The sequence below is a fragment of the Methanothrix sp. genome, assembly GCF_030055635.1.
Lineage (GTDB): Archaea > Halobacteriota > Methanosarcinia > Methanotrichales > Methanotrichaceae > Methanothrix_B.
This window is the reverse complement of the sequence record NZ_JASFYM010000011.1, coordinates 1-26999: the sequence shown is the minus strand read 5'-3', so window position 1 is coordinate 26999 and position 26999 is coordinate 1. Positions and strand designations below refer to the sequence as shown.

The window sequence follows — 26999 nt, the reverse complement described above, 5'->3', positions numbered from 1 at the left end:
CAGTATCATGCCTTTCTCTACAGTGGATGAGGCGATAAAGGACATTCGCGATGGAAAGTTCGTGATAGTGCTGGATGACGAATCCAGGGAGAACGAGGGAGATCTGGTGATGGCAGCTGAGAAGGTCACACCGGAGGCCATAAACTTCATGGCGAAGCATGCACGTGGCCTGATCTGCGTTCCACTAACTGCTGAGCGCATCCGCCAGCTGGAGCTCCCGATGATGACACAGCAGAACACGGAGAGCATGGGAACTGCGTTCACGGTATCTGTGGATGCCAGGCGCGGTGTCACCACCGGAATCTCGGCGTTTGATCGCGCGACGACGATCCGGACGCTGATAGACCCATCCACAACAAGGGCTGACCTCGCGACCCCCGGACACACATTCCCGCTCCAGGCGCTCGACGGAGGAGTCCTGAGGCGCGCGGGGCATACAGAGGCTGCAGTGGACCTTGCGCGGCTCGCAGGTCTGTACCCGGCAGGCGTGATATGCGAGATCATGGCCGATGACGGCACCATGGCGCGGCTTCCTGAGCTCGAGAGGTTCGCGGAGAAGCACGGCCTAAAGATGGTGACAATAGAGGATCTGATAAGATACAGGATCAGAAGGGAGCGGCTTGTGAGAAGAATCGCTGAGGTCGAGATGCCCACCGAATACGGAGAATTCAGGGCGATAGGGTACGAGAGCATGCTCGACGGCCAGTGCCACGTTGCGCTTGTGGCCGGAGATCCTGCAGCTGATGATGCACTCGTCAGGGTGCACTCGCAGTGCCTTACAGGGGACACATTCAGATCGAAGAGATGCGACTGCGGCGAGCAGCTCAGCAGGGCGCTGCGGATGATAAGCAAGAACGGGAATGGAGTTCTTGTGTACATGAACCAGGAGGGGCGCGGCATAGGGCTTGCGAACAAGCTGAGAGCCTACGAGCTCCAAGATAACGGCAGCGATACGGTCGAGGCGAACCACAAGCTCGGATATCCCGCGGATCTGAGGGACTATGGGATAGGCGCCCAGATACTCCTGGATCTGGGGATAAGAAAAATGAGGCTCCTGACAAACAACCCCAGGAAGATCGTGGGCCTGCAGGGATACGGGCTGGAGATAGTGGAGAGGGTTCCTCTCGAGGTCGAGCCGAACGAGATCAACAGGCACTACCTCGAGACGAAGAGGGACAAGCTCCACCACATGCTGCTCCTCTCAGATCCCCGTAAGGGATCGTAGAGGAAGAGCACCACAGCCTCGTCGGCTCTATCTCATCTCCGGCCATGAGGAGATGAGATCTACTCTATCGATATCCTCTTCTTCGCGGATACGAGCTTTGGTACCACGATCTCCAGGATGCCGTCCTTGAGCTTCGCCTTCGCCTCCTCGGCCCTGACCTCGCCCGGAAGGGTTATGAGCCTCTCGAAGCTCCCGCGCCTCTCCCTCAGGAAGTAGCTGCCCTCCTTCAGCTCCCTTCTAGCCTTGAGCCTCAGGCCATCCTCCGTTATCGTGACCTCCACATCCTTCTTGTCGACGCCGGGGAGGTCGACTGTTATCACAACATCATCATCCCTCTCCTCGATGTCGACCGGTGGAACCTCCCCCATCTCCTCCATCAGGCCGGTCAGGCGCTCCTGAAACCTCCGCATCTCCTTCGAATCGATGCCCATCTCCTCAAGCATGCGGTTTATTCTCTTCTGGAACCATCTTATGTCCTCTGGGGATATGACAGCCATCAAATCACCATAAATAAATTGCATCCATTAATTTATCAGCCTTGCGATGGAGGATTTGCCTGATCTGTTCAATCGCGCCTTACCGGAAGTGTGAAGCAGACCGTGCAGCCCATTCCTGCCTCAGACTCTATCCAGATCCTTCCGCCGTGAACCTCGACGATCTTCTTTGCTATCGCGAGGCCTGCGCCCGTGCCTGGGGTGCTGCGGTCTATCTTGTAGAACAGCTCGAAGACCTTTTCATGGTACATCGGGTCTATGCCAGCTCCGTTATCCTTCACGAAGAATACCGCGCCTTCCGGATCATCCCGCCAGCCGATCTCTATTCTGGGATAATCAACATCCTTTGTGTACTTGATGCTGTTATCGATGAGATTCGCGAGCATCTCTCCTATACGCATCCTGTCGACGTGCACAACAGGCATATCATCTGCAACCACGACCTCAACGCCGTTGAGCTTCGCGTTCATATCAGAGAGCACTTCCCTCACGATATCTGAGAACCGCACGTCCTCTGGGGGATTGATCACCCTCCCGACCCTGCTCAGCTCCAGGGTGTTGGTGAGGAGCCTGTCCATTTTGAGCACGGAGTTCTCTATGTAACGTATATCGCTCTCGACCTTGTCGCTCTGGCCTGCTCTCAGATCCTCCCTGAGGTACCCGAGAAATCCGAGTATCGTTATCAGAGGGGATCTGAGATCATGAGAGACGGTGTAGACAAACCTCTCCATCTCCGCGTTCTTCCTCTCGATCTCCTTCGTTCTCTCCTCAACAATCCTCTCGAGCTCTGTGGTGTGCCTCTGGAGCTCATCCTCCAGCCTCTTCCTCTCGGTGATGTCCATGAATGTCACCAAAGCACCGACTATCGCTCCGGAGCTGTCCCTCAGCGGCGCAGAGTTGAGGAGGAGATCGAACGACCTGCCATCAACGACCACACGCTCCTCCCTGCCCTCCGTGATCGCTCCCCTGAGAGCCCTCGATATGCAGAGATCCCACTCCGGAATTCGCTCACCGCTTCCACTGTACACATGCCTGCACATATCACCATCAACATGCTCCCCGGGAACTCTCCCCAGTATCCGCCTTGCCGAATCGTTGCTGAACAGTATTTTTCCATCGGCATCCAGAACAAGAATGCCGCACTGCGCCTGGGTCAGTATGCTCTCCAGGAGGTTCTTGCTCTCAGCAAGGCTCATCTCGGCGGCGGCCCTCCGCTCAGCCTCCTCCCGCAGGACTGCGAGCATATCGCTCATCATCCTCACAGACTGCTTCTCGCGCAGCAGCATCAGGCCGATTATGCCGGCTATGGATGCTGCCAGGGCTGCTGCATTCGATATAGAGCCATGTCCCTTGATGAGCGCAAGGATGAGCGCGAGGCCAAGCCATACGACAGGGATGTAGTAAGAGATCCTCTTGAGGCTGATTGGGCTCCATGAAGGAGGACGAAGCCAGAGCAGAGGGGCGATGCCCATGAGCATGTAGGCTGCAAGCCATCCGGTATCGATCAGGCTCCCTGAGACGTATGTCCCCTGAATCTCCTGATAGGCATAGCCAAGATCTGTCGCTATCATGACACCCATTCCGAGGATCAGGAGGAACGCTGGCCAGTCCTCGGGTGCCTCGTGCTCTCTGAAGAGTATATCCATCAGCGCGATGACCAGGAGAAGATCCATGAGCACATAGGCGATCGATACCAGCGTGGCCGCTAAATCCTCCTCATACAGCTCAGGAAGGATGTAGATCCAGAGGATCAGAAGGGTTGCTATCAGAGCTATGCATTCATCCAGCAGCAGCCTGGATCTCTCGTTTGCTGAGAGCGGCACAGATGGAAGAAGGAAGATGCCTGCTGCAAAGAACGGATAGAAGGCAAGGTATCCGATGTCAGCAACGGACGGAAACGGTTCTGTTTTGAGGAATACCTCCATCACAAGCCATGCGAGCTCTCCCAGAGTGTTGAAAACCATTGCAAGAAGCATCGCCAGCCAGGCAGTCCTGGCTCTGTCTGTGGAGTGTTTGAACGCATGGAGGAAGCAGAATGCTGCGATGGCTGATGCCATCACAAAGAGAACATCCTCCACGAGAAGAAACACGTCCGCATCTCGAAATACCGTTATCAGAAGCAGATGTGCCGCTATGAGAAACGCAAACGCAGAGGTCGCAATCAGTATGCGCTTGTCGACGGATGCTGACATGCATCGAAAAGTGTGCATCAGAACAAATTAAATGTTTTGCAGACATGGGCAGCTCTGTGCACTGCTGTGAAAGCATGCAGCTCGCCACTTTGCACCTTAAAAAAGATGCGGCAGTCACCCACCGCATCAGGATGTGCGATGTTCGGTTTGTTCAGCATGCATTTCAAACTGCCTTTTTCGCACATAATCTTCCTGACATCACAGTCTTCTCTCCACATGTATGCTCTCCAGCAGGCTCACAGTCTCATCCGCAGGGAACGTGGAGAAGAGCTTGCAGTTCGTTGTGACCAGATGCCTCCCCTGCACAAACACACCCTCAGGCGCATAGCTCGCGCAGAATATTATCTTGCCCGATGGAAGGACCCCGCCGCCTAGAGCACCCACGGTCCCATCGATCAACGTCTCCGTGATGTTTATGCGGCTGCATCCCTGCTCAGTGAGAAAATCGTTAACAAGCTTCCAGTCGTTGTCGAGCGGAACCTCCACGAGCTTCTTGCCGTATTCCATGCCAATGTAGTCTGTTACGAATATCCATATGGAGCAGTCCTGCCCTCTAACACCAAGACCGTATGTGATGTAGCTCCTGCCCTTCACGAGGCTCCTCACAGGCTCATCAACCACGACCGTGTATGGAATGCTCGTGTTCAGATCGAAAGATACCCGGAATGGGCCCAGCTCCCTGACAACAGGCTCAGATGATGCATCCTGCAAGAGCGTGACCGCTGAAAGCAGGATGAGCAGAACGGCAGCAGATCGGGATGCTATCATGCTGAAGGCGTGAGATCGTATCCGTAATGAATCCTGCGGTGCAGCCCCTGGCATGAGCAGAGGTGACTGGAGCGAGCCGGATATGGAAGCGGCTCATGCTGTCGAATCGCCTAGGCTAGCTCTGGTAACCTAAAGCAGTCGACGTCGCCTTTTTCTGCAAGGTTTACCGATCCGCCAGATCACTGGGATGTGCCATGGAAGCATTCCGTATGATCTCGATCCAGCTCTTCCTCCTGTGTGCCCCCGCTCTGCCTCCGAAACCTTTTTTAGATCGTATTGCGTTCGCCACAGGGAATGAAGGCGGCAGAGACGAAGATGGACCAGCTTAAGGGAAAGCTGGGTGTTGGCAGATCTGAGAAGAGGGCTGAGAAGAAGGGCAGGGATACGAAGAGCGATCTCACAGAGATGCTCGATGATATCGGCATCGAGGCCCCATCGATGGATCTGGGCGAGTACATACGTGTTCTGAAGCTCGCAAGGAAGCCGACCAGGGAGGAGTTCATGATGATCGGGAAGGTATCGATCACAGGGATCTTCCTGATCGGCATGATAGGCTTTATCATATACGCGCTGCTCACAGAGATACCGAAATCGATATGACTCGGAAACTCTGCTTCGCTGCTGTGAAGGCACAACTACAGAATATGTTCTGGATCATGCCATCACAAAGGCCGCAGAGGGGCGCAGGTGTCGAGTGGTTTGCTGGAAAATGTTTGAGGTAAAATAGTTCAGATCTTTCTCAGATCCACCACCTTCTTCGATTTGCCTGCCGTCCTCGGGATCGTGCCCTTCTCGACGAGCTCCACCTTGCTCCGGATGTTGAGCACTGCCTTGAGCCTCTCCTCGACCTTTTTCTGGAGACGCGCGAGATCTGCGAGCTCCCCTGTGAACGCCTCGTCCTTCATCTCGACCTGGATCGTGAGCTCATCCAGACCGTGATGCTTTCTGTCGACTATGACCTGGAAGTAATCCCCGATCTCGGGTATCGAGAGAAGCACATCCTCTATCTGGCTCGGGAAGACGTTTATGCCCCTCACGACGAGCATATCGTCGGCTCTCCCCAGGAACCTGTGGAGCTTCCGGCTCGTGCGCCCGCAGCTGCAGCCGTCCTCCAGAAGGTAAGTCACATCCCCGGTCCTGTACCTTATCAGCGGCATCGCCTCTTTGGTCAGAGATGTGAGCACAAGCTCGCCGCGCTCTCCCGGGGCGCACGGGTTCCCATCCCTGTCGATAATCTCCACAATGAAGTGATCCTCCCAGATGTGCAGCCCGTTCTGCTCCTGGCACTCGAAGGCGACGCCCGGCCCGAACATCTCAGAGAGCCCGTATGAGTCGTAGGCCTTTATGCCGAAAGCCTCCTCGAGCTCCTGGCGCGCCTCATCCGACCAGGGCTCGGCTCCGAAGCAGCCTATCCTGAGCTTCAGCTTCTCCATGATTCCCTTCGCCTTCGCTGTCTCCGCCAGGTAGAGCGCATACGATGGTGTGCAGTGCAGCACCGTCACCCCGAAATCCGCCATGATCTCGAGCTGCCTCTCGGTGTTGCCCGTGCCGGAAGGAACTGCCATCGCGCCGATACGCTCTATGCCGTAGTGAACGCCCAGCCCGCCAGTGAAGAAACCATAGTTCACAGCGTTCTGGAATATGTCGTTCCTGGTCACCCCGACCATGACGAAGTCCCTGGCCATCATATCAGACCATGTCTCTATGTCGTTCTTTGTGTAGCCGACCACCGTGGGCTTCCCTGTTGTTCCGGAGGAGGCATGCACCCTCACAATATCCTCTTTAGGAACAGCGAAGAGCCCGAACGGATAGTTATCCCTGAGGTCGGTCTTGCGGGTCATGGGGAGCTTCTCGATATTCCTCAAGCTGTTTATATCATGTGGGGTGATGCCCATCTCGGTCATCTTTCTGTGATAAAATGGAACGTTCCTGTAAACCTGCTCCACGGTCTTTCTAAGTCTTCGAAGCTGGAGTTCCTCCAGCTCAGACCTCTCCATGAGCTCCAACTTAGGTTGCCAGAATGCCATGTTACTACCCTGATGATTTGATGCAGCGTGATCTGCCACGCCGTAGCGTGGTAGATTAACTCAGAGTATATCAATCATTCCCCATCCGCATATAATATGCCTATGTAGCGCGGCTGTTTGAGATCAAAAATACGGCTCTGCCCGGATGGATAAATATTTGAAATTATAAAAATATTTAAAGGAGAGGCAGGTACCTCTCCAGCTCCCACTGGCTCACATTCGTCCGGTACTCGTCCCACTCCGCCTTCTTGATCGCCATGAAGTTCTCGAAGACGTGATCGCCCAGAGCCTCACGTACAATGTAGCTCCGCTCAGCGAGCTGGATGGCCTCGTTGAGGCTTCCCGGAAGGGAGCTTATGCCCGCGGCTCTCTTCTCCTCCTCGCTCATGTGGTATATGTCGCGCTCCTGCGGCGGCGGGAGCTCGTACTTGTTTGCGATGCCCGCAAGGCCGGCGACGAGCATCACCGAGAACGCCAGATACGGGTTCGCTCCAGGATCCGGGCTCCTGTACTCGATCCTCGTGGCTGCCTCCTTGCCGGGCTTGTACATCGGGACCCTGACTAGCGCGGACCTGTTCCTCCTCGCCCAGCTGATGTAGACCGGCGCCTCGTATCCGGGCACGAGCCTCTTGTAGGAGTTGACCCACTGGTTCGTCACCGCTGTTATCTCAGGCGCGTGCCTGAGCAGGCCTGCGATGTAGCACTTCGCCTCATCCGACAGATGGTACTCATCAGCCGGGTCGAACATCACGTTCCTCTTCCCCTGGAAGAGAGACTGGTGGACGTGCATCCCGCTTCCGTTCACCCCGAAGATCGGCTTCGGCATGAATGTCGCATAGCACCCGTGCTTCTTTGCGATCTCCTTGACCGTTATCTTGTATGTTATCACGTTGTCCGCCATGGTCAGTGCATCAGCATACCTCAAATCGATCTCGTGCTGCGATGGCGCGACCTCATGGTGGCTGTACTCAACATCTATACCCATCGCATCCAGCGCCAGGATTGTGTCTCTTCTCAGATCAGATGCGACATCCAGCGTCGTGAGATCGAAGTACCCTCCGGTGTCGAGTATCTCCGTTGAGCAATCGCTCTTGAAGTAGAAGAACTCCAGCTCAGGTCCGACCATGAACTGGTAGCCCTTCTCCCTGAGACGGGAGAGGTTTCTCTTAAGAACATACCTCGGGTCGCCCTCGTAGGGAGTTCCATCCGGATTCAGAATGTCGCAGAACATCCTCGCCACAGCATTCTCCTGCTGGCGCCACGGGATGATTCTGAATGTAGAGGGGTCCGGCTTGGCGATCAGATCCGACTCGTATATCCTGGCGAAACCTCTCACAGAGGAGCCATCAAATCCCATACCCTCTGAAAACGCTCCATCCAGCTGGTTGGTGTTGATGGCAAAGCTCTTCGGGATGCCGAGGATATCGGTGAACCATATCCTGACAAATCTCACGTTGTGCTTATCTATGGCCTCAAAGACATCGTCTTCCGTCATAGGGGCATTCATCATCGAAGCCTCCAGAGGAGAGTCGCAGAGAAAAAGATTTATAGATATTTGAGATGTTTTCTTAAATGTTATGAAGATTTGTGATATGAAAAATGCGCAGAGATGGTCTTGTATTCGAGGTGCAGGTATATCTTCAGAAATTATTTTGTAATATGATTTGATGCAGGGTCGATCTGGATGCAGCTTGTGGTGAACTCATACGGATCGTACATACGGAAAAACGGCGAGTGCTTCGTTGTAAAGAGAGATGACAGGAGCCTGGAGATAGCAGCCAGAAAGATCAGCAGCATCCTGATAGCAACAGCTGCATACATAACAACGGACGCGATCAAGCTTGCGATAGATAATAATATAGATATAATATTTCTCGACTCGAGGGGCGATCCGTATGCGAGGATCTGGCACCCGAAGCTGGGAAGCACAACCCTGATCAGGAGAAGGCAGCTCGAGATATGCGGGAGGCCGGAGGCGCTGGATCTTGTCAGGGAGTGGTGCGCACGCAAGCTTGAGAACCAGATGGAGTTTCTGAAGAGGCTTAAAAAAGCGCGGGACGAGAGGAGGGAGGATCTGACAGGGTACGTCGAGGAGATCTCGAGCTCTCTCGAGGAGATGCGCAGGCTTCGCGGCACTGTTGAGGCGAGAAGGCAGGAGATACTCGGCCTGGAGGGGAGGGCATCAAGGGCATACTTCGAGGCGATCTCTCTGATAATGCCTGAGAAGTACAAATTCGCAGGACGGAGCAGGGACCCAGCAAGGGATGAGTTCAATGCGATGCTGAACTATGGATACGGCATGCTCTACTCGATTGTGGAGAAGTCCTGCATAATCGCAGGGCTTGATCCGTATGCCGGGTTTCTGCACACCGACTCGTACAACAAGAGATCCCTGGTCTTCGATATCATAGAGATGTTCAGGATTTACATAGACGAGCCCGTTGTGCACATGTTCACCAGGCGGATGGTCAGGGACGAGTTCTTCGAGCCCGTCGAGCAGGGTGTTGTCCTCAGCAGAGAAGGAAGGGCGGCTCTGATCGATGTGATCAACAGATCTCTGGATGAGACCGTGGAGTATCGAGGTCGTAAGGTCAAGATCAGAAACACCATCCAGATGGAGTGCCACAGGATAGCGAACCGCCTCATCAAAGGCGCTGTGGAAGAGAGCACAGATGCTGAGGATCTCGAGGTCATCGAGTCGGAGTTGGATGGCTGCTCTCTGGAGGGGAACGATGCTGGTCTGGGTGATATATGATATATCGGATAACAGGACGAGAAGCAGGGTTGCAAAGATATGCAAGAACTACGGTTTGTACCGCGTTCAGAAGAGCGCGTTTCTCGGAGATCTGAACAGGAACGAGTCCGATTCTTTAGCCGTAGAATGCGAGTCTGTCATAGAGGACTCTGACTCAGTGTATGTATTTCCGATGTGTGAGGACTGCTTCGATAAGATCAAGCTGATCGGGACAGGGTTCGATCGAGAGCTGGTAAGCGGAATGACTGTGACCAAGTTCTTCTAAAAGGAGGTCTCTTTTATCGAGAAATCGCTCGATGAGGATGTGTTCATAACAGTCTCGGATGTCATCGAGTACCTATTCTGCCCCAGGTTCATATTCTTCATGCACTGTCTCAACATCCCACAGAGGGAGGAGAGGTACTACAAGGTCCTGAGGGGCAGGGAGCTTCACGAGAGCCGTGAGAAGGTCAACACCAGCTACGTGAGAAAGAGGCTCAAGTGCGTCAGAAAGGAGGTCTCCGTCTATCTGACATCCCGCAGGTACCGGATAAAGGGAGAGGTGGATGAGGTGCTCTTTCTCGATGACGGCACAGCTGCCCCCATGGATTACAAGTACGCTGAATACAGCGGTGTGGTTCACAGAACGCACAGGTACCAGCTCGCTCTTTACGGGCTGCTGATAATGGAGCACTTTGAAGTTCCTGTGAACCGGGGGTACATATGCTACACCCGCAGCAACCACCACGTGGAGGAAGTGATCTTCCGCCAAAAAGATTATGATGCTGCTATCGATACAGTAAACGAGATACTTAGAACAGTTCAGTACGGTTACTATCCGGAGGGGACGAAACAGAAGGCCAGGTGCGTGGACTGCACGTACAGAAACATATGTGACTGATGCATGGTGATACACGTGATAGAGGCTGTATCAAGAATTGGAGAGCATGCTCAGAGCGGGTGTGCGGATCTCCTGGATGCCATTGTGGAGAATCCAAACAGCAACGGCAGATACAGACATGCCCTTGTTGTCACACTCGAGGATAGGAACGGAGACTTCTCTTACAGGGGCGTGGAGCTGGAGGAGCTCAAGGATTACAGGAGGTATCTCTACAAGGGGAAGAAGGGGAACGCCACCGATGCCACCCCGACATGCAAGATAGCAAAGGACATCGAGACAACATTCAACAGAAAGTTTCTGAGATGGTTTGAGACTGCCGATCATTCAAGCATCAGCGTGGAGGAGAGCACCACGCTGGAGAGGATGAAGGATGTGATATTCTCGAACAAAGATAAAATACTCGAGGATCTCAAGGAGAAGCGATCGCATCTCAAATCCACAGAGAACTGCATAATAACCATCGGAGTTCTGAAGGACGGTGATATGAGATACCTGGCGGACTACGCGGTTTTCAGAAACGCTCTCCTCAAAAAGAGCTGCGATCGATACTTCATGAAATACGGCGGCGAGTCCAGGGGGATCGATGCTCTCTGCTCTGTGTGTAAGGAGCAGAAGGATGAGGTTTACGCTTATGCCATACCGTGGCCGTTCCACACCTTCGACAAGCCAGGATTCATAGCCGGCGGATTCAGACAGTCGGATGCATGGAAGAACACGCCTGTCTGCTTCAACTGCGCGACAAACCTCGATGCTGGAAAGAAGTACATCGAGGAGAACCTGGATTTCAGCTTCTATGGTTTCAGATACCTTCTCATACCCAAGCTCGTCATCGGCGATGACTACAAGGAGATACTCGATATCCTGAGCGGCATGAAGAAAGAGCTGAAGATGAGCGGTAAGACCAGGAATCGCATAACCGATGATGAGGATGATATCCTGGATGTGGTCAAGGATCAGAAGGACTTCTTCAGCAACAGCCTCCTGTTTTACAGGAAGGATAACTCCGCGTACAGGATACTTCTCCACATCGATGGCATTCTACCGTCAAGGCTGAGAAGGCTCTTCGAGGCCAAGGAGAGGGTCGAGGGTCTCTTCGGCATATACAATGAGATGGTGCTCTCCGATGAGAAAGACAAGAAAATCGAGATGCGGTTTGATTTCGGCGTGCTGAGACGGTTCTTCCCCAGGGAATCAGGAAGCGTAACTCACGATAAGATGTTCCTGGAGATCGTTAACAGTATATTCGTGGGGAGGGCCGTGGATCGGCATCTGCTGATCTCCTTCATCATGAAGAGAATCAGAGATGATTTCGTGCATGAACAGTCCACGCAGATGAACACGCTCAACGGATTTCTGCTTCTTCACTATCTGAGGGAGCTGAATCTTCTGAAGGATCTTGAGGTAGGCAAAATGTCAGGAATTATTCTCAAAAGAGAGGAGCTTGAAGCGCTTCCTCTGGATGAGAGGATCGAGAGGTTCTTCGAGGCGAACAGAGAATTCTTCGACAGCGATGCGAAGAAGGCGACGTTTCTGGAAGGGGTGCTTGCGCAGAAGCTTCTGAACATCCAGTGGACGGAGAAGAAGGCGAGGCCGTTCTACACAAAGCTGCACGGGCTCAGGCTGAACGAGGCTATGATCAAAAGGCTTCTTCCGGAGATACAGAACAAGCTCGAAGAGTACGGGAAGAACTACTACAGGGAGCTCGAGGAGATCATCGCGAAGCATTTCGTTCTTTCAGGGCAGAGGTGGAAGGAGACGGACGATGAGCTGAGCTTCTACTTCGTGCTCGGCATGAACCTCCACAAGATCTTCAAGGTGGATAAGGAGATTGAGGAAAAGGAGATGGAGGAAACAGCATGACCACTGTTGGAAACAGATCCGAGCTGCTGTTCATCTACGATATAAGAGACGGGAATCCGAATGGGGATCCGATGGACGAGAACAAGCCGCGCATAGACGAGGAGACAGGGGTAAACCTGGTAACCGACGTGCGGCTCAAGAGGACCATAAGGGATTACCTCCACGACTTCAAGGGGCTTGAGATATTCGTGAGGGAGATAGTCTACGATGCGGAGAACAGGTACATCCAGGACGGAAAGATGCGGGCGAAGGATTTCGGAGAAGATGCAGAAAGGATTCTGAGGGAGTGCATAGATATAAGGCTGTTCGGCGGCGTGATTCCACTGAAGGAGGACTCGATAACCTACACAGGCCCTGTGCAGTTCAAGATGGGGCGCTCGCTCCACAGAGTAACGCTGAAGCACATAAAGGGCACTGGAGCGTTCGCTTCCGGGGAAAAATCGAAGCAGGCGACATTCCGGGAGGAATATGTTCTTCCGTACTCGCTGATACTCTTCTACGGCATAATAAACGAGAATGCTGCAAAGCATACAAACCTCACAGAGGATGATGTGAAGCTTCTCCTCGAGGGCATGTGGAACGGGACGAAGAGCCTGATATCCAGAACGAAAGCTGGCCAGGTGCCGAGGCTGCTTCTCAAGGTCAACTACAGCAAGCAGAATTACCACATCGGGGATCTCGACAGGATGGTGAAGCTGGTATCGGAGATGCAGCATGAGGCGATCAGAGGGCCTGAGGATTTCTGCCTCGACGTCTCCGAGCTTGTGAGCAGGCTCAAGGCTGAGAACGGCTCGATAAGGGATATTGAGCTCTGCTTCGACAGACGGCTCAGGTTCATCGTGGACGGATCTGAGTTCTCGATGGAGATGCTGAAGGAAGCGACTGGCATAGAGGTACGGCCGATTGCATTCTAGAAGGTCTCCAGAAGGTCTTCGATGCAGGATAGAGTCTTGGTCTTCGATGTGTGGGGGGATTACGCGCACTTCAGGAAGATATACACCACAACATCCCCCCTCACGTACTCATTTCCTCCTAGAACAGCGATATCGGGGATCGTGGGAGCCATAGCAGGGCTCAGCAAGGATGAGTACTTCAGATACTTTTTCAGGGATCGGGCGAGCATAGGATGCAGAATCCTGGAGCCTGTGAAGAAGGTGCGTATAGGCGAGAACCTGATCGACACCAAGAAAAGCATGCAAAGGATCATCAACAGAACTCAGATCAGGTTTGAGTTCCTGAAGGATCCGGTGTACAGGATATACTTCGGGCACTCTGACGGACGTCTCTTCAGGGATCTCAGGGAGCTGCTCGAGGAGCACAGGTGCGTTTACACCCCGTGCCTGGGCCTGAGCCAGCTGGTCTGCAACTTCAAATTTGTCGGTGAGTGGAGCATGAGAAGATGTGGCGATGAATTCCAGGAGATAAACAGCGTTGTGCCTCTGAGATCACTTCTGGAGCCGCCGGAGTTCGAGGAGGGGCGGGAGTACTTCTCTGAGGTGATGCCATGTGTGATGGGCGAGGGGCGGGAGGTCATGGATTACAGCGAGATACTCTACGAGAGGAACGGCGGGAGCATAAAGGCCAGAACAAGGGATGCCTGGGAGCTCGAGAATGGCGAGCGGATCGTTTTCATTTAAGCTTAGATCACATCCTGATAAGCTACTTGTGGATCACCTCAGAAAAGTCGGGGAGATGTGCAGAGGGACTGTGGCTGAAAGCGCGCGGAACCTCGATAACGTGAGGGTTCTGGAGGATGTCGCATACATCATCGGAGCGACCCACGATCTCGGGAAGGCGACCGGGTTCTTCCAGGAGTATCTGGGGGAGATGGATGAGAGGAAGAAGCAGATCCTGAGATCGAGGGAGACCACAAAGCACGGCCTGCTATCATCGCTCTTCACGTATGCAGTTGTGAGAAAATATTTAGAGAAGGGAAAAAGCGATACATCAGGAGCCCTTCCTCTGATCTCGTTCATCGCCGTGAGGCGGCATCACGGAGATCTGACGAACGCGCTGGACGAGATCTCGGAGATCTACGCTGAACGGGAGAGAATTCTGCCTGTTTTGGAGGAGCAGATCTCCAGGATTGATAGAAAAGAATGCAGGGAGATGCTCAGAGCCCTTCTCGGCGATGTGGTCGATTTGGATTTAGATCATCTGATTGCTTACATCCTCAGAGATGCCCTGAAGGATGTGAGGCATGAGAAGCACTTCGTCAGGATTCTCAGCAAGAGAAATGACATCCTGCTGTACTTCGTTGCTCAGCTTCTCTACTCCGCGCTCCTGGATGCGGACAAGACCGATGCGGGGCTGGAGGGAGTGGACCTGCGCAGGGTGGAGATTCCCTCAGATCTCGTGGACAGGTACAGGGAGGCGCGCGGGTTCTCTGAGAGCAGGGATGGCATCAACGGCATGAGGAACGAGATATACAATGATGCTGTCGGCCGGATCTCTGTATGGGATTTGAACAGCAGGATAATATCGCTGAACGTTCCCACGGGCACAGGCAAGACGCTCACATCCCTGGCGATGGCGCTGCGGCTCCGGAGCAGGCTGATGGACCAATGCGGGATCATGCCCAGGATAATCTACGCGCTGCCGTTTCTGAGCATCATCGATCAGACATGCGATGTCTTCGAGGATGTGCTGGAGAGCGCAGGCATCAGGGCTGACTCAGGAGTGCTTCTGAAGCACCATCATCTCTCAGATATCGCATACAGAAAGGGAGAGGAGGAGTACGAGCCTGACGTGAGCCTTCTGCTCCTTGAGGGGTGGAACTCGGAGATCGTGGTGACTACATTCTGGCAGCTGTTCCACACGATCTTCTCGAACAGGAACAGGAGAATCAGGAAGTTCAGCAGGCTTGCGAACTCCATAATAATTCTGGATGAGGTCCAGGCGGTGCCCCACAGGTACTGGCTTCTGATGCGTGATGCTCTGAGAACGCTCTGCGAGAGGTTCAACAGCTATCTGATACTAGTAACCGCGACCCAGCCGCTCATCTTCAACGAGGAGAACGGCGAGATCGGGGAGGCTGTGAGCAACAAGGAGCGGTACTTCAGGGCGCTCAACAGGATCGAGTTGCATCCAATGATCGATGCTCCAATGCGCCTTGAGGATTTCGAGGGGCTTCTGGCGGGAGAGCTTCACGGTAATCCGGATAGGGATTTCCTGATCGTGATGAACACGATACGATCAGCAAGGAACGTTTATAGAGCGATAGAAGCGCTCGATCTGGATGATACAGATCTCTTCTACCTCTCAACACATGTCGTCCCCAGGGACCGGATGGACCGCATACGCAGGATCAGGGAGGAGAGGGGAGAGCGCAGGAAGGTCACGGTGAGCACGCAGCTCATAGAGGCGGGTGTTGATATCGATGCTGATGTAGTGTTCAGAGATCTCGCACCCCTGGACTCGATAAACCAGGTTGCTGGAAGGTGCAACAGGAACCTCTCCAGGGAGAGGGGGCGTGTCTCGGTGGTCGTTCTCAGGGATGAGAGAATGGAGCTCTGGAAGTACATCTACGATGGCTTTCTGATCTCGAAAACCCTTGATGTGCTCCGGTCGTGCGGGAGATGCATAGAGGAGAGGGAGATACTGGAGCTCAGCAGCAGGTACTTCAGGGCGCTGCGGAGCGGGATGAGCGATGAGACCTCGAGGGAGTGTATGAAAATGCTGTCAGGCCTGGAGTTTGGTGATCTCGGGGAGAGTTTCAGGCTCATAGAGGAGGACGAGCCCAGGGTGGATGTGTTTGTGGAGGTTGATGAGAGGGCTGCGGAGGTCTGGAGGATGTACAGGGATCTGAGATCAGAGAGGGATATCTGGGAGAGGAGAAGGAGGTATCTGAGCATGAGGAACGCGCTGAGCGATTACGTGATCTCCGTCCCCAGGAGGATAGCCAAAAACCTCCTCATGGAGGATCAGGGCCTCGGCTACATATCGATGGATGAGCTCCCCCAATACTATGATCGTAAGACAGGGTTCAAGGTGGAGGATGCCGGCGAGGGCTCGATGATAATCTGAGGTGCTATGGATCTCAGGATTCTGCGGCTGAGGTTGCGCTCTGATTCGCCGGTCCGGGAGGATGCGGCGAAGCTGCGCGGCTTCTTCGCCACGAGCTTCAATGACCAGATGCTGCTGCACCATCATTTCACTGACAGGCTGATCTACAGGTATCCTCTCATCCAGTACAAGATCATAAGGGGTGTGCCGGTCATCCTGGGGATAAATGAGGGTGCAGACATTCTCAAGGACCTGTACGATAAGTTCGGCGAGATACGGCTGGGGGATCGGAGCTATTCTGTTGTTGAGAGGCACATATGCCTGAGAAGGGAGAGGTTTGGGTGTGCTGGCGAGCTTCATGCGTACAGGTTTGTCACTCCGTGGCTGGCTCTCAACCAGGAGAACTACGGGCGTTATGTGGATGCATCTTCCTGGGATGAGAGGAGGGAGCTTCTGAGAAGGATCCTGGTCGGGAACATACTCTCTGCTGCGAAGGGTCTCGGGTATACTGTAGATGAGCGGATCCGTCTTGATCTTGGAAGGGTGAGAGACGAGATCTGCACATTAAAGGGTGTGATGGTCACAGGCATAAGATGTGAGTTTCTGGCGAACTTTCACATTCCGGATCTGATGGGTCTGGGGAAGTCTGTTTCAAGAGGCTTTGGGGCCGTGGGGGTTGTGAACGGCAGGCGAAGAGAGCAGATAGAGCCGGGGGTGACGGAGCGGAATGAATTTATAAAGGGTCCAATAAATTCCACTCATGCCGGATACCCCCCCTGAAAAGGAGCCCTTCGAGGGGAGGTCTGCCAAAAAGGACGAAAAATCCCCGCTGTCGAAGAGCGAGTTCCAGGAAAACAAGGATTGAAACTCTGGACATCACACGACACGATACAACTGATCGGCAGTCGAAGAGCGAGTTCCAGGAAAACAAGGATTGAAACCGAACCTACCGTAGGGCCTCAACAACTCCCAAGCTTCGCGTCGAAGAGCGAGTTCCAGGAAAACAAGGATTGAAACTCCAAAGTCCCGGTGCGTTTCTTGGTAGGTCGAGGGTCGAAGAGCGAGTTCCAGGAAAACAAGGATTGAAACACAGAGATCTCCATGGCACTGTCACCGTTACGACCGAGGTCGAAGAGCGAGTTCCAGGAAAACAAGGATTGAAACCCCTCGTTATCGCTAGACCCCCGTAGGTAGTTGTCCACTGGTCGAAGAGCGAGTTCCAGGAAAACAAGGATTGAAACGTCCTAGGTACGGGATGGTAACTCGGACGATTGAACTGGTCGAAGAGCGAGTTCCAGGAAAACAAGGATTGAAACTTTCTTCTAGCTGCTCGTAAAGTTCTCTCTTTAGTGTCGAAGAGCGAGTTCCAGGAAAACAAGGATTGAAACCCTCGCTGGTATATTTCTCACGTATTGCCTTCTCGCGTCGAAGAGCGAGTTCCAGGAAAACAAGGATTGAAACCCGGTTGCCCGTTGGAGTGGAACCCCAGCGGGCAGGTCGAAGAGCGAGTTCCAGGAAAACAAGGATTGAAACAATATGCGCAGGTATCATATGTTGCAGAGCGAGACCGTCGAAGAGCGAGTTCCAGGAAAACAAGGATTGAAACCATGGGCATTTCCGAGCTACTTCGCTTGTGAGAGTAAAGTCGAAGAGCGAGTTCCAGGAAAACAAGGATTGAAACATATCCAGCGCCCATTTGGGCCGGACATTCCGGATTGTCGAAGAGCGAGTTCCAGGAAAACAAGGATTGAAACCACAGCTTTAAGTATCTTTATCTCTTCAAGCTGCTCGGTCGAAGAGCGAGTTCCAGGAAAACAAGGATTGAAACTCTACTATCATTTTTCTCGACCTCCACGCCCCGGGTTGTCGAAGAGCGAGTTCCAGGAAAACAAGGATTGAAACTCTACTATCATTTTTCTCGACCTCCACGCCCCGGGTTGTCGAAGAGCGAGTTCCAGGAAAACAAGGATTGAAACCCGTTACCACGGAACACTCCTTGAAGTGCCCGTATTGTCGAAGAGCGAGTTCCAGGAAAACAAGGATTGAAACCCACGGAACACTCCCGGAAATGACCGTACTTCTTGCTGTCGAAGAGCGAGTTCCAGGAAAACAAGGATTGAAACAAACATTTTGAAGGACTGAGTACAACGACGCATACTGTCGAAGAGCGAGTTCCAGGAAAACAAGGATTGAAACACTCACAAAAAAGAGCGGCGGTGGATGATGTCATGTCGAAGAGCGAGTTCCAGGAAAACAAGGATTGAAACTAGCATCAAGCAGCTCGGTTAAAATCTTGAGCTCGCGTCGAAGAGCGAGTTCCAGGAAAACAAGGATTGAAACGACCGAGTAAGGGCCGAGCTTGGCATACCAAATCTGGTCGAAGAGCGAGTTCCAGGAAAACAAGGATTGAAACTCGGTTTGTGATTCTATGGCATCAAGCAGCTCAGTGTCGAAGAGCGAGTTCCAGGAAAACAAGGATTGAAACGTGGCGTGTACCCCGTCTGGAAAATAGACGAGGTAAGGGTCGAAGAGCGAGTTCCAGGAAAACAAGGATTGAAACTTTCTCTGGCGAGGAACTCGCGGAGATATACGTGGTCGAAGAGCGAGTTCCAGGAAAACAAGGATTGAAACCCTCCACCGGGCGCGAAAGGGGTATCCTGCAGCCCGGGCGCGGTCGAAGAGCGAGTTCCAGGAAAACAAGGATTGAAACGAGTGTATATCTGGGTGCAACTTAACGACCAAAGCACCGTGTCGAAGAGCGAGTTCCAGGAAAACAAGGATTGAAACCTTAAAATATGTATTCTCTTTTTTTTTCGCGCGAAGTCGAAGAGCGAGTTCCAGGAAAACAAGGATTGAAACTCTTGTGGCGATATGAATCGCCAGGAGTGAGAAAGGTCGAAGAGCGAGTTCCAGGAAAACAAGGATTGAAACCATGGGCACTTCCGCGCTACTTCCTTGGTGCGAGTGTCGAAGAGCGAGTTCCAGGAAAACAAGGATTGAAACCAGATGACTGTGAGACGGCCTGGTGAAGGTTGGCCAAGTCGAAGAGCGAGTTCCAGGAAAACAAGGATTGAAACCATATTTTAATAAATTAATTAGTTTCTATGAAAAATGTCGAAGAGCGAGTTCCAGGAAAACAAGGATTGAAACGGGGATTTCCGGAATTGAACCAGAAACCCCCACACAAAGTCGAAGAGCGAGTTCCAGGAAAACAAGGATTGAAACATCTACAATACATTCTGTTTTCGAATTCAACTATTGCAAAGTCGAAGAGCGAGTTCCAGGAAAACAAGGATTGAAACCCCTGAGCAATTCTTCTCCATCGATATAGTAATCGAGTCGAAGAGCGAGTTCCAGGAAAACAAGGATTGAAACAAAACGACTTTGGAGATGGAGCGATTGACCTTGGAGGTCGAAGAGCGAGTTCCAGGAAAACAAGGATTGAAACAATCGTTAGAAACTCAAATCAGACGGATTTTTTGGGTCGAAGAGCGAGTTCCAGGAAAACAAGGATTGAAACAGAGCGGCAGGTTCCGACTGCCCTGAGTCACTACGTACCACAGGTTAATTTCTTGTACGCCCAGGTTCCTCCATGCCAGGGTGATCGCATGCTCATAGGGATAATGTCAGACTCTCACGATAACTTCCGTGGCATCAAGGAAGCTCTTGACGTCTTCTCCAGAAGAGATGTGAAGCTGGTGCTGCATGCCGGAGACGTGATCGGCTCCGGGAACGCCTATCTCTTCGATGGCTGCGGTATTCCGGTGAGGCTTGTGTACGGGAACAACGACGGCGACCGCGTCGGTCTTTCAAGATACTTCGAGAGGTTCGGTGGCGAGTACCTCGGCGACTTCGGCGAGCTGGAGGTGGACGGGCTGAAGATCGCCATGCTCCACGGAACTGAGGAGTCTCTCGTAAGGGCAGTGGTGGCCTCCGGTCTGTACGACATCGTTGTCCGCGGGCACACTCACCGGGCAGAGGTCCGCCGCGAGGGAAGAACCCTTGTGGTGAACCCCGGGGAGATCTGGGGTCATCTGACCGGTATCAGGAGCGTTGCGGTAATGGACACCTCAACGACGGAGGTCGAGATCATCGAGCTCGGGAGGTGCGAGACTTTCAGGGAGATACTCCAGAAATAAAAAAGTGCAGCACAGGGGCCGCGTATCTGGATGATCTCGATCTTCACATCATCGTCGAGGAGTCAGGGGGAACCGTAAAACGCATACGCCTCTCCAGGGCAGCCCCAGACGCGGAGTTCTCAGAGACTGCAGCGCGAATAGCAGACCACATAATGGGTGGACCGCGCCCTCAGCTCGATCTTGATACAGGCAGCTGCACGGACTTCCAGATGGCGGTTTACAGCGCTGTTCTCCTCATCCCCCGCGGATCGACCGCGACCTACGGTGATGTCGCGAAAGCCGCGGGAAGGCCCGGGGCCGCAAGGGCCGTCGGCAGCGCCCTGCGCTGTAACCCCTTTCCGATCATGATACCATGCCACCGCGTTGTGGCATCGAACGGACCCGGCGGCTACAGCCAGGGGATCGACATCAAGCTGCAGCTGCTCGCGGTCGAGCAGAGCGAGAGCAGACATCCTGCGAACAGATGCTGTAAAATGAAAGGCATGGAGCGGGTAGGGGAGTGGGGGTTATTATGACAACAAGTGTACCCGCTCAGCGATGCCTCAGCGCATTGATCGTATAAATAACTTTTCTCAATGCTGCCTGGCTCTGGAAAGTTTTCTCCTGGCGATCCTGTTTGCTATCCTCGCTGCAAAAGCGCCCGCGACGAAGCCGGCATCTATGTTCACCACCGCCAGCACAGAGCAGGACTGGAGCATCGAGTGGAGCGCTGCGAGCCCGCCTCCGCCGGCACCGTATCCTGTGGAGACAGGGAGTCCTATCACCGGAGCGTCCGTCAGGCCCGCAACAACGGCCGGAAGCGTCCCCTCACGGCCAGCAGCGACGACCATCGCATCCACACCTGCCATGCGCTCCATCGCCGGGAAGAGGCGGTGGATGCCTGCAACCCCAACATCGTATTCTGTCACGACCTCGCAGCCCATGGCCTCTGCTGTGACCCTAGCCTCCTCAGCGACAGGTATGTCCGCGGTTCCCGCGCTGAGTATTCCGACCCTCCCGCCCGTGAGCTCAATGCGGCCTGATTTCAGAAGAACCGCCCTCGCATGCTCGTACCAGACCATCTCAGCGTTCTCTGGAAGCTCCACAGATCTCAGCGCGTTCAGATGCTCCTCTGAGACCCTTGTCACTATGACCTTGCCAGCGGATTCGAGATGCTCCAGCGCGATACGTGCCAGATCCTCTGGCCTCTTCCCCTCGGCCAGAACCGCCTCAGGCACATCTATCCGGTCCTCGCGCCTGTGATCTATCTTTGCGATAGATCCGACCTCCCTGTAGCTCAGAAGCCTTATGCCGCTCAGCGCCTCCTCCAGATCGATCTCTCCCCTCGAGAACCTCTCAAGAATATCACGAAGCCCTTTCACATGATGATGGTATGGATGCGATGGATAAAGAGATTTCCGAACCGAGATGGTTCTTGAAATTCCAATGCAGCAGGGTGAAAATTCACAAAAATGGAAATCCGGGATTCTCTCCCGGATATTTCATCTCACTGTGACCCTGATGGTCTTGTCGAGCTGGCTTCCATCGATTGTCGCCGTTATCCTGAAGCTCTTCTCCCCCGGAGCGCCGAACTTCGAGCGCATCCTGTACATGCCTGTTGCAATCCTGCTGAGGGTGCTTCCCTGCCTGGCTGCATCCTGCGGGCTCCAGGTCATCCTCAGCGACGTCGGGTCGGTGAGCTCACCGTAGTTGTTGTAGAACCTGAGGGTCATCAGGTAATCCCTGTTCGCCCTTCTCGAGCTGAAGCTAGCCCTGACATCACAGGGCGGCAGAGCGCTTGTTATCTTCAGGGGCGTGGCGTAGATGCTGTTGCCATCTACGTATGATAACCAGTAGCGCCCGCCACCATAAGCGATGGATGGCCAGTCGAGATCTCCGCTCAGCACGAGGCTCTTCTCGATGCTGCTCCAGTCGCGCCTGTACCTCTCCAGCATTACCCCCTCTTCACTCTTGTACACCAGCATGAACTCCCCATTGCTCCAGAGCATGTACGGCTGATCCTCATCCACTGATCCGGACGTAAGCCTTCTTGTGTCCAGCAGGTTGAGGTTCGTGTCGAGCTTCTTGACGACCACATCGAGATTCCCGCGATCCTCTGACACATAAGAGACGTAGATGTAGCCGCTGGCCAGGACGATGGAGGGCATATCCTGGTAGTAGCTGTCGGCTGTGAGCCTCACGCTCCTGAGGGGCTTCCATGTGGAGTCGAAGCGTGTGATGTAGATGTCACCGCTTGTCTGCCTTCCACCCTCCCATGACTGGTATGCCAGGAAGAAATCCTCACCCACCTTCAGCAGCGCCGGAGAGTCCTGATCGCTTGGAGATGTTGTGAGCTGTCTGGTCTCCAGCACGTTCAGGCTCAGGTCGAGCTTCTTCATGAAGATGTCCATGTTGCCCTTCTCTTTGGAGACGTAAACAACATAGTAGTTCTTTCCGTCGTAGACAACTGAGGGCCTGTCCTGGTAAGCTGCGTCACTTGTCAGAAGCTTGCTGCCCAGCTGCTTCATCGATGCGTCATATGTCTGTATCCTGATGTCACCGTTGCTGCTCCTGCCGCGCTCCCATGACTGGCAGACCAGCACGAATCCCCTGTCTGTGGATATGAGCCTGGGCGAGTCCTTGATCTGGTCCCTGAGCTGTGCTCCTGTCACAATATCCAGCCTCGGCTGGAGCAGCCTGTAGACCTGACCCTTTGCGCTGTCGTAGGAGTTCGGTGTAGCATGCTTTCCATCCCTGGCGTAGACGAAGACCGTGTAATCGCCCACATCTCCAAGATCCGGGCTCCAGGTCCAGGTGTTCGAGGTCGACCAGTCCCTGACTATCTGCCACGTGTTACCGGTCGATGGGCCCTTCAGCCAGAACCTGTAGTAGACCGGGTCCCTGTCTGGATCTGTGGCCACTGCGGTCCATTTGATCTGGGTTCCGCTGTACTGCGGGCTCGGTTTGTCTGCTGTGAGCGATGTTATCACAGGCGGCAGGTTCGGCTTCGCTATAATGCTGAACGCAGCGCTGGCCTGGTCATCCCATCCTGTCGGTGGAGCATGCAGACCGTCCCTGATCTGGACGATTACCTGGGATCTTCCGATGTCAATATCGGATGTCCTCCAGGTCCATGTATTCGAGAGAGACCAGTCCTGCACAACCCTCCATGTGTAGCCTGTCGACGGGCCGTTCAGCATGAACCTGTAGTAGACCTGGTAGCCCTCGGGATCGATCGCTGTAGCGCTCCATGTCACCGTGCTCCCTGCATACTGCGGGCTCGGCAGGCTTGAGCCGAAGCTCGTGATCACAGGCGGCAGGTTGGGGCGCGGTACGAACCCCAGGATCATGTAGCCGCAGATCTTCTTGTCGTCATAATCCGTAGAGTGCTTGCCGTCCTTGACGTAGACCATTATCTCGTTGTAACCGATATCGAAGAACGATGTCCTCCAAGTCCAGATGTCCCTGGATGTCCAGGATGTCATCTCCACCCACGTGTATCCCGTCGAGGGTCCTTTCAGCAGGAACTTGTACTGCAGCGGATCCCTCTCAGGATCATGCGCTACTGCTCTGAAGCTGACCCATGCGCCGGGGTACTGCGGGCTCGGCCTGTCGACCATTATCAGCCTCAGGTGCGGCGGCCTGTTGGTCTCCTTGAGAGTGAAGCTCTTCGTGACCTGGATATCACCGGTATCGCTGTAGTAGTTGTCCCTTATCCATACGCGCACATCATATGTGCCTGGCTGCAGTCCAGCCGTGTTCCAGGACCATGTGTTGTCAGACGACCAGCTCCTGCGCTCCTGCCAGAGCCCTGATGTCGATGGCCCCTTGAGCCAGAAGCTGTACTCCAGTGGCACAGTGGATGTGGCGCTCGCGGTCCAGACTATCGTCGTTCCGACGTTCTGCGGACTGGGTTTATCAGACGTCAGCGTTGCGCCCGTCGGAAGGGACTTGAAGTTGCCGAAGTCGACGCCGGTCTTTGTCTCGCCTGAGCTGAGCGTTATCGTGTAGGATCCGCCGCTGGGCTTTGTATTGCTCCAGCCCGGCTTCAGGGTCTCTGTGACTGTGTATGTTCCGGCATCAAGACCCGTGAAGTTGTACCATCCGTCGCTGTCTGTGATCGCTGTCCTGGTGTAGGTGCTGTTGCTTATCTTTATCTCCCATCCCGGAAGGCCCTGCTCTCCAGCATCCCTGACACCGTTGTTGTTCTTATCGTTGAACTTGGTTCCCCAGACAGAGGCCTTCGTCGAGACGTACCTGTTGCCGAAGTTCTTTCCTGATACGCTTGAGCTGGTGATTGTGACCGTGTGGGATCCATCCCCTCCTGGATATGTCTGCGTCCAGCCAGGTCTGGAGAGCTCGCTGATCTTGTACGTGCCAGGCGCTACGTGATCGAAAGTATACGATCCATCAGAGCCCGTGTACTGCGTTTCCGTTATGTGCACGCCCAGACTTGTGGTGCCATCCAGTACTATGCCCCATCCCGGGATCCCGGGATCGCCAGCATCACTTCCATCTCCGTTAAGATCGTTGAACTTCTTTCCTGAGATGGTGTAAACGCCTGCTATACCGAAGCTGGCATCAAGGACTGTGCTCGTGGTCACTGTTACAGTTATAGTCGATGACGTCACAACCACATAGCCCTCAGGCAGCGGATCGCTGATCGTGTACGTTCCAGGTGCGACATTGTCGAATGTGTATGATCCATCCTCGGCTGTCTTTGTGCTCCTCACGACCTTCCCGTTCTCGATCAGGTTCACATCGCTCCCCGGAATTCCAGGCTCGCCCTCGTCCCTGACCTTGTTCGCGTTCAGATCGTAGTACTTCATACCCTTTATGGACAGGCTTCCGGCAACGCCAATATCGAAGCTCACATCAGAAGTTTCGAGCTTTATCTCCTTGCTCTCTGTCGTCGCCTTCCAGCCGTCCTGCGGGATCAGCTCCACCCTGTAGGTGCCAGGCGAGAGACCCTCGAATTTGTACGATCCATCCGCTCCCGTCTCGGTCATGGCGGTGACATTTCCGCCCTGCACGAGGGTCACGCTCCAGCCCTTGACTCCACCCTCGCCCTCCTCCCTGAGACCGTTGGCGTTGATGTCGTTGAATACCACCCCTGATATCGATCTTAAACCTGCATATCCGAAATCGATGTGTGGCACGCTTGAGTCCTTGACCTCCACCGTGTGCGCTCCGGCCTTTGGCGCGGTCTGGCTCCAGCCTTCCTGTTTCACAGCCTCGACCCTGTAGGTGCCGGGCAAGAGACGGTCGAAGGAGTAGAATCCGTCATCCGCTGTGACCGCAGTCTGCTCGCTTCCATCTGGCATCGTCAGCTTCACTGTCCATCCTGAAAGCCCGGGCTCGCCATCGTTGGCGCCGTTCGCATTGAGATCGCTGAAGACCCTGCCGGATATCGTGAACCCGATCATCTGTAATCCGAAGTCCACACCGCTCTGATCGGAGTCTGTGATGCTGACCTCTCTAGTTGAAGCGCTTGCGTTCCATCCGGCCTGGAGAACAACCCGGAGCGTATAGACGCCGGGCGTCAGATTCTCGAATCTGTACGTGCCATCGTCTCCGGTCGTCACAACGCTCTCTGTGGCATCAGGTCTCGTCAGGCGCACCTCCCATCCCTTCACGCCCGGCTCACCGTCATTGACGCCGTTGTTGTTCTTATCATCGAACAAAGTGCCGCTTATTGAGTACGCTCTGGCCCTGTTGCCGAAGTTGATGCCTGTCACATCTGAATCGGTCAGGTTCACCTGCTGGTTCTCAGAGGTGGTCGGATCCCAGCCAGCTTTTGCAAGCTCCCTCACAGTGTACAACCCTGGCGAGAGACCATCGAACCTGTAGTAGCCGTCGAATCCGGTCGTGGTCTGGATCTCAGTCTGGTTTGGCATCGTAAGAACGATCGTCCATCCGTCCAGGCCAGCCTCGCCTGAGTCCATAACGCCGTTCCCGTTCAGATCATTGAACTTGTAGCCGGATATGCTCATCACCGGCAGAACCACATTCTCCTCTGTGACAGGAGGCGTCACATTTATCGGAACTGTTACGTTCACGGGAGCAGTCACGTTCTCTGTTACATTGGCAGGCGCGGTAACATTCTCTGGAGCCGCAGCTCTCAGAATCTCATACTCCTCAGCAACTGTGCTGTCAGCGGTGCCGTTTGTAGCATGCCTGTTGTCCCTGACTCCTGCAGCTATCGCATGCACCCCGATATCCTGCTCTGTTGTAGACCATGCCCATGTGCTATCAGATGACCAGTCCCTAACAACGCTGCCATCGAGCAAGAACTGGTACTCAAGCGCATCTCCGTCAGGATCTGATGCACTCGCACTCCACATGACCACTGTACCGGCAACCTGCGGCGACTCAGGAGACGATACCAGACTCTCGATCACTGGCGGATTGTTCGGTACAACCCTCGCCTCTATGATGTACTGTGCTGATGTCGATACAGACTCGTTCTTATTATCCCTGACAGCAACCGTCACATTGTGCGATCCTGCTTCTCCCTCAGTCGTCGACCATGCCCATGTGTTATCAGGTGACCAGTCCCTAACAACGCTGCCGTCAAGCACGAACTGGTACTCAAGCGCATCTCCGTCAGGATCTGATGCACTCGCACTCCACATGACCACTGTACCGGCAACCTGCGGCGACTCAGGAGACGAT

Annotated in this window: 19 protein-coding genes and 1 CRISPR repeat array; of the genes, 12 read left to right on the top strand and 7 right to left on the bottom strand. The window is 54.0% G+C overall.

Translation table 11 applies throughout. The annotated features are described in order from the left end of the window. Positions 1 to 7 precede the first annotated feature (7 nt). The gene (locus QFX31_RS05750; protein WP_348531166.1) at positions 8 to 1225 is read left to right on the top strand and encodes a bifunctional 3,4-dihydroxy-2-butanone-4-phosphate synthase/GTP cyclohydrolase II; all 1218 of its coding nucleotides are present in this window, start codon (positions 8 to 10) and stop codon (positions 1223 to 1225) included. 59 nt (positions 1226 to 1284) lie between these two features. Here QFX31_RS05750 and QFX31_RS05745 read toward each other — a convergent pair whose 3' ends face one another. The 3 genes from QFX31_RS05745 to QFX31_RS05735 form a co-directional block, all read right to left on the bottom strand. Further along, on the bottom strand, positions 1285 to 1722 hold the full coding sequence (locus QFX31_RS05745) for an Hsp20/alpha crystallin family protein (protein WP_348531165.1): 438 nt from the start codon (positions 1720 to 1722) through the stop codon (positions 1285 to 1287). Positions 1723 to 1790: 68 nt separating this feature from the next. Then, positions 1791 to 3911 (bottom strand): ATP-binding protein, encoded by a 2121-nt coding sequence (locus QFX31_RS05740; RefSeq protein ID WP_348531163.1) that lies wholly within the window; start codon positions 3909 to 3911, stop codon positions 1791 to 1793. Positions 3912 to 4109: 198 nt separating this feature from the next. Continuing rightward, on the bottom strand, positions 4110 to 4679 hold the full coding sequence (locus tag QFX31_RS05735; protein ID WP_348531162.1) for a hypothetical protein: 570 nt from the start codon (positions 4677 to 4679) through the stop codon (positions 4110 to 4112). Between the two features lie 294 nt (positions 4680 to 4973). Here QFX31_RS05735 and QFX31_RS05730 point away from each other — a divergent pair, with 294 nt between their 5' ends. Further along, entirely contained in the window at positions 4974 to 5279 is a 306-nt protein-coding gene (locus QFX31_RS05730) for a protein translocase SEC61 complex subunit gamma (protein ID WP_296610128.1), read from the top strand. A 128-nt stretch (positions 5280 to 5407) separates the two neighbouring features. On the opposite strand, the gene QFX31_RS05725 is transcribed toward QFX31_RS05730, so the two are convergent. Next, complete coding sequence (locus tag QFX31_RS05725) at positions 5408 to 6706, bottom strand: phenylacetate--CoA ligase (RefSeq protein ID WP_348531161.1); 1299 nt, start codon at positions 6704 to 6706, stop codon at positions 5408 to 5410. A 175-nt stretch (positions 6707 to 6881) separates the two neighbouring features. Next, complete coding sequence (locus QFX31_RS05720) at positions 6882 to 8216, bottom strand: glutamine synthetase family protein (RefSeq protein WP_348531160.1); 1335 nt, start codon at positions 8214 to 8216, stop codon at positions 6882 to 6884. Between the two features lie 174 nt (positions 8217 to 8390). Between QFX31_RS05720 and cas1 the strand changes: the two genes are divergently transcribed. From cas1 to QFX31_RS05670, 10 genes are all read left to right on the top strand, one after another. Beyond that, positions 8391 to 9461 carry a CRISPR-associated endonuclease Cas1 gene (cas1, locus tag QFX31_RS05715; RefSeq protein ID WP_348531159.1) on the top strand — a complete coding sequence of 357 codons (1071 nt, stop codon included), beginning with the start codon at positions 8391 to 8393 and terminating at the stop codon, positions 9459 to 9461. After that, entirely contained in the window at positions 9439 to 9726 is a 288-nt protein-coding gene (gene cas2 / locus QFX31_RS05710) for a CRISPR-associated endonuclease Cas2 (RefSeq protein ID WP_348531158.1), read from the top strand. The genes cas1 and cas2 overlap by 23 nt, the downstream gene beginning before the upstream one ends. Positions 9727 to 9765: 39 nt before the next feature. Beyond that, positions 9766 to 10341 (top strand): CRISPR-associated protein Cas4, encoded by a 576-nt coding sequence (gene cas4, locus QFX31_RS05705; protein WP_348531157.1) that lies wholly within the window; start codon positions 9766 to 9768, stop codon positions 10339 to 10341. 3 nt (positions 10342 to 10344) lie between these two features. Beyond that, on the top strand, positions 10345 to 12201 hold the full coding sequence (locus tag QFX31_RS05700; RefSeq protein WP_348531156.1) for a TIGR02556 family CRISPR-associated protein: 1857 nt from the start codon (positions 10345 to 10347) through the stop codon (positions 12199 to 12201). After that, positions 12198 to 13115 carry a type I-B CRISPR-associated protein Cas7/Csh2 gene (gene cas7b, locus QFX31_RS05695; RefSeq protein WP_348531155.1) on the top strand — a complete coding sequence of 306 codons (918 nt, stop codon included), beginning with the start codon at positions 12198 to 12200 and terminating at the stop codon, positions 13113 to 13115. The genes QFX31_RS05700 and cas7b overlap by 4 nt, the downstream gene beginning before the upstream one ends. A gap of 21 nt (positions 13116 to 13136) precedes the next feature. Beyond that, entirely contained in the window at positions 13137 to 13838 is a 702-nt protein-coding gene (gene cas5b, locus QFX31_RS05690; RefSeq protein ID WP_348531154.1) for a type I-B CRISPR-associated protein Cas5b, read from the top strand. Between the two features lie 28 nt (positions 13839 to 13866). Beyond that, entirely contained in the window at positions 13867 to 16227 is a 2361-nt protein-coding gene (gene cas3 / locus QFX31_RS05685; protein WP_348531153.1) for a CRISPR-associated helicase Cas3', read from the top strand. A 6-nt stretch (positions 16228 to 16233) separates the two neighbouring features. Then, a complete protein-coding gene (locus QFX31_RS05680; protein WP_348531152.1) occupies positions 16234 to 16986 on the top strand; it encodes a CRISPR-associated endonuclease Cas6 in 753 nt (250 codons plus the stop codon). A 51-nt stretch (positions 16987 to 17037) separates the two neighbouring features. Continuing rightward, positions 17038 to 19726: a CRISPR direct-repeat array (repeat unit 37 nt; unit sequence GTCGAAGAGCGAGTTCCAGGAAAACAAGGATTGAAAC). Positions 19727 to 19814: 88 nt separating this feature from the next. After that, positions 19815 to 20345: a metallophosphoesterase gene (locus QFX31_RS05675; RefSeq protein WP_348531151.1), complete on the top strand. Its 531-nt coding sequence runs from the start codon at positions 19815 to 19817 to the stop codon at positions 20343 to 20345. Beyond that, positions 20312 to 20860, top strand: a complete 549-nt coding sequence (locus tag QFX31_RS05670) for a methylated-DNA--[protein]-cysteine S-methyltransferase (RefSeq protein ID WP_348531150.1) — start codon at positions 20312 to 20314, stop codon at positions 20858 to 20860. The genes QFX31_RS05675 and QFX31_RS05670 overlap by 34 nt, the downstream gene beginning before the upstream one ends. Before the next feature lie 57 nt (positions 20861 to 20917). Here QFX31_RS05670 and larB read toward each other — a convergent pair whose 3' ends face one another. Together larB and QFX31_RS05660 are read right to left on the bottom strand one after the other, a co-directional pair. After that, entirely contained in the window at positions 20918 to 21706 is a 789-nt protein-coding gene (gene larB, locus QFX31_RS05665) for a nickel pincer cofactor biosynthesis protein LarB (protein WP_348531149.1), read from the bottom strand. 120 nt (positions 21707 to 21826) lie between these two features. Next, on the bottom strand, positions 21827 to 26959 hold the full coding sequence (locus QFX31_RS05660) for an SdrD B-like domain-containing protein (RefSeq protein WP_348531148.1): 5133 nt from the start codon (positions 26957 to 26959) through the stop codon (positions 21827 to 21829). Positions 26960 to 26999 lie beyond the last annotated feature (40 nt).

Coding starts and splice junctions, on each gene's coding strand:
- QFX31_RS05750 (WP_348531166.1), top strand. CDS start 8: ATGCCTTTCTCTACAGTGGATGAGGCGATAAAGGACATTCGCGATGGA.
- QFX31_RS05745 (WP_348531165.1), bottom strand. CDS start 1,722: ATGGCTGTCATATCCCCAGAGGACATAAGATGGTTCCAGAAGAGAATA.
- QFX31_RS05740 (WP_348531163.1), bottom strand. CDS start 3,911: ATGTCAGCATCCGTCGACAAGCGCATACTGATTGCGACCTCTGCGTTT.
- QFX31_RS05735 (WP_348531162.1), bottom strand. CDS start 4,679: ATGATAGCATCCCGATCTGCTGCCGTTCTGCTCATCCTGCTTTCAGCG.
- QFX31_RS05730 (WP_296610128.1), top strand. CDS start 4,974: ATGAAGGCGGCAGAGACGAAGATGGACCAGCTTAAGGGAAAGCTGGGT.
- QFX31_RS05725 (WP_348531161.1), bottom strand. CDS start 6,706: ATGGCATTCTGGCAACCTAAGTTGGAGCTCATGGAGAGGTCTGAGCTG.
- QFX31_RS05720 (WP_348531160.1), bottom strand. CDS start 8,216: ATGATGAATGCCCCTATGACGGAAGACGATGTCTTTGAGGCCATAGAT.
- cas1 (WP_348531159.1), top strand. CDS start 8,391: ATGCAGCTTGTGGTGAACTCATACGGATCGTACATACGGAAAAACGGC.
- cas2 (WP_348531158.1), top strand. CDS start 9,439: ATGCTGGTCTGGGTGATATATGATATATCGGATAACAGGACGAGAAGC.
- QFX31_RS05700 (WP_348531156.1), top strand. CDS start 10,345: ATGGTGATACACGTGATAGAGGCTGTATCAAGAATTGGAGAGCATGCT.
- cas7b (WP_348531155.1), top strand. CDS start 12,198: ATGACCACTGTTGGAAACAGATCCGAGCTGCTGTTCATCTACGATATA.
- cas5b (WP_348531154.1), top strand. CDS start 13,137: ATGCAGGATAGAGTCTTGGTCTTCGATGTGTGGGGGGATTACGCGCAC.
- QFX31_RS05680 (WP_348531152.1), top strand. CDS start 16,234: ATGGATCTCAGGATTCTGCGGCTGAGGTTGCGCTCTGATTCGCCGGTC.
- QFX31_RS05675 (WP_348531151.1), top strand. CDS start 19,815: ATGCTCATAGGGATAATGTCAGACTCTCACGATAACTTCCGTGGCATC.
- QFX31_RS05660 (WP_348531148.1), bottom strand. CDS start 26,959: ATGTGGAGTGCGAGTGCATCAGATCCTGACGGAGATGCGCTTGAGTAC.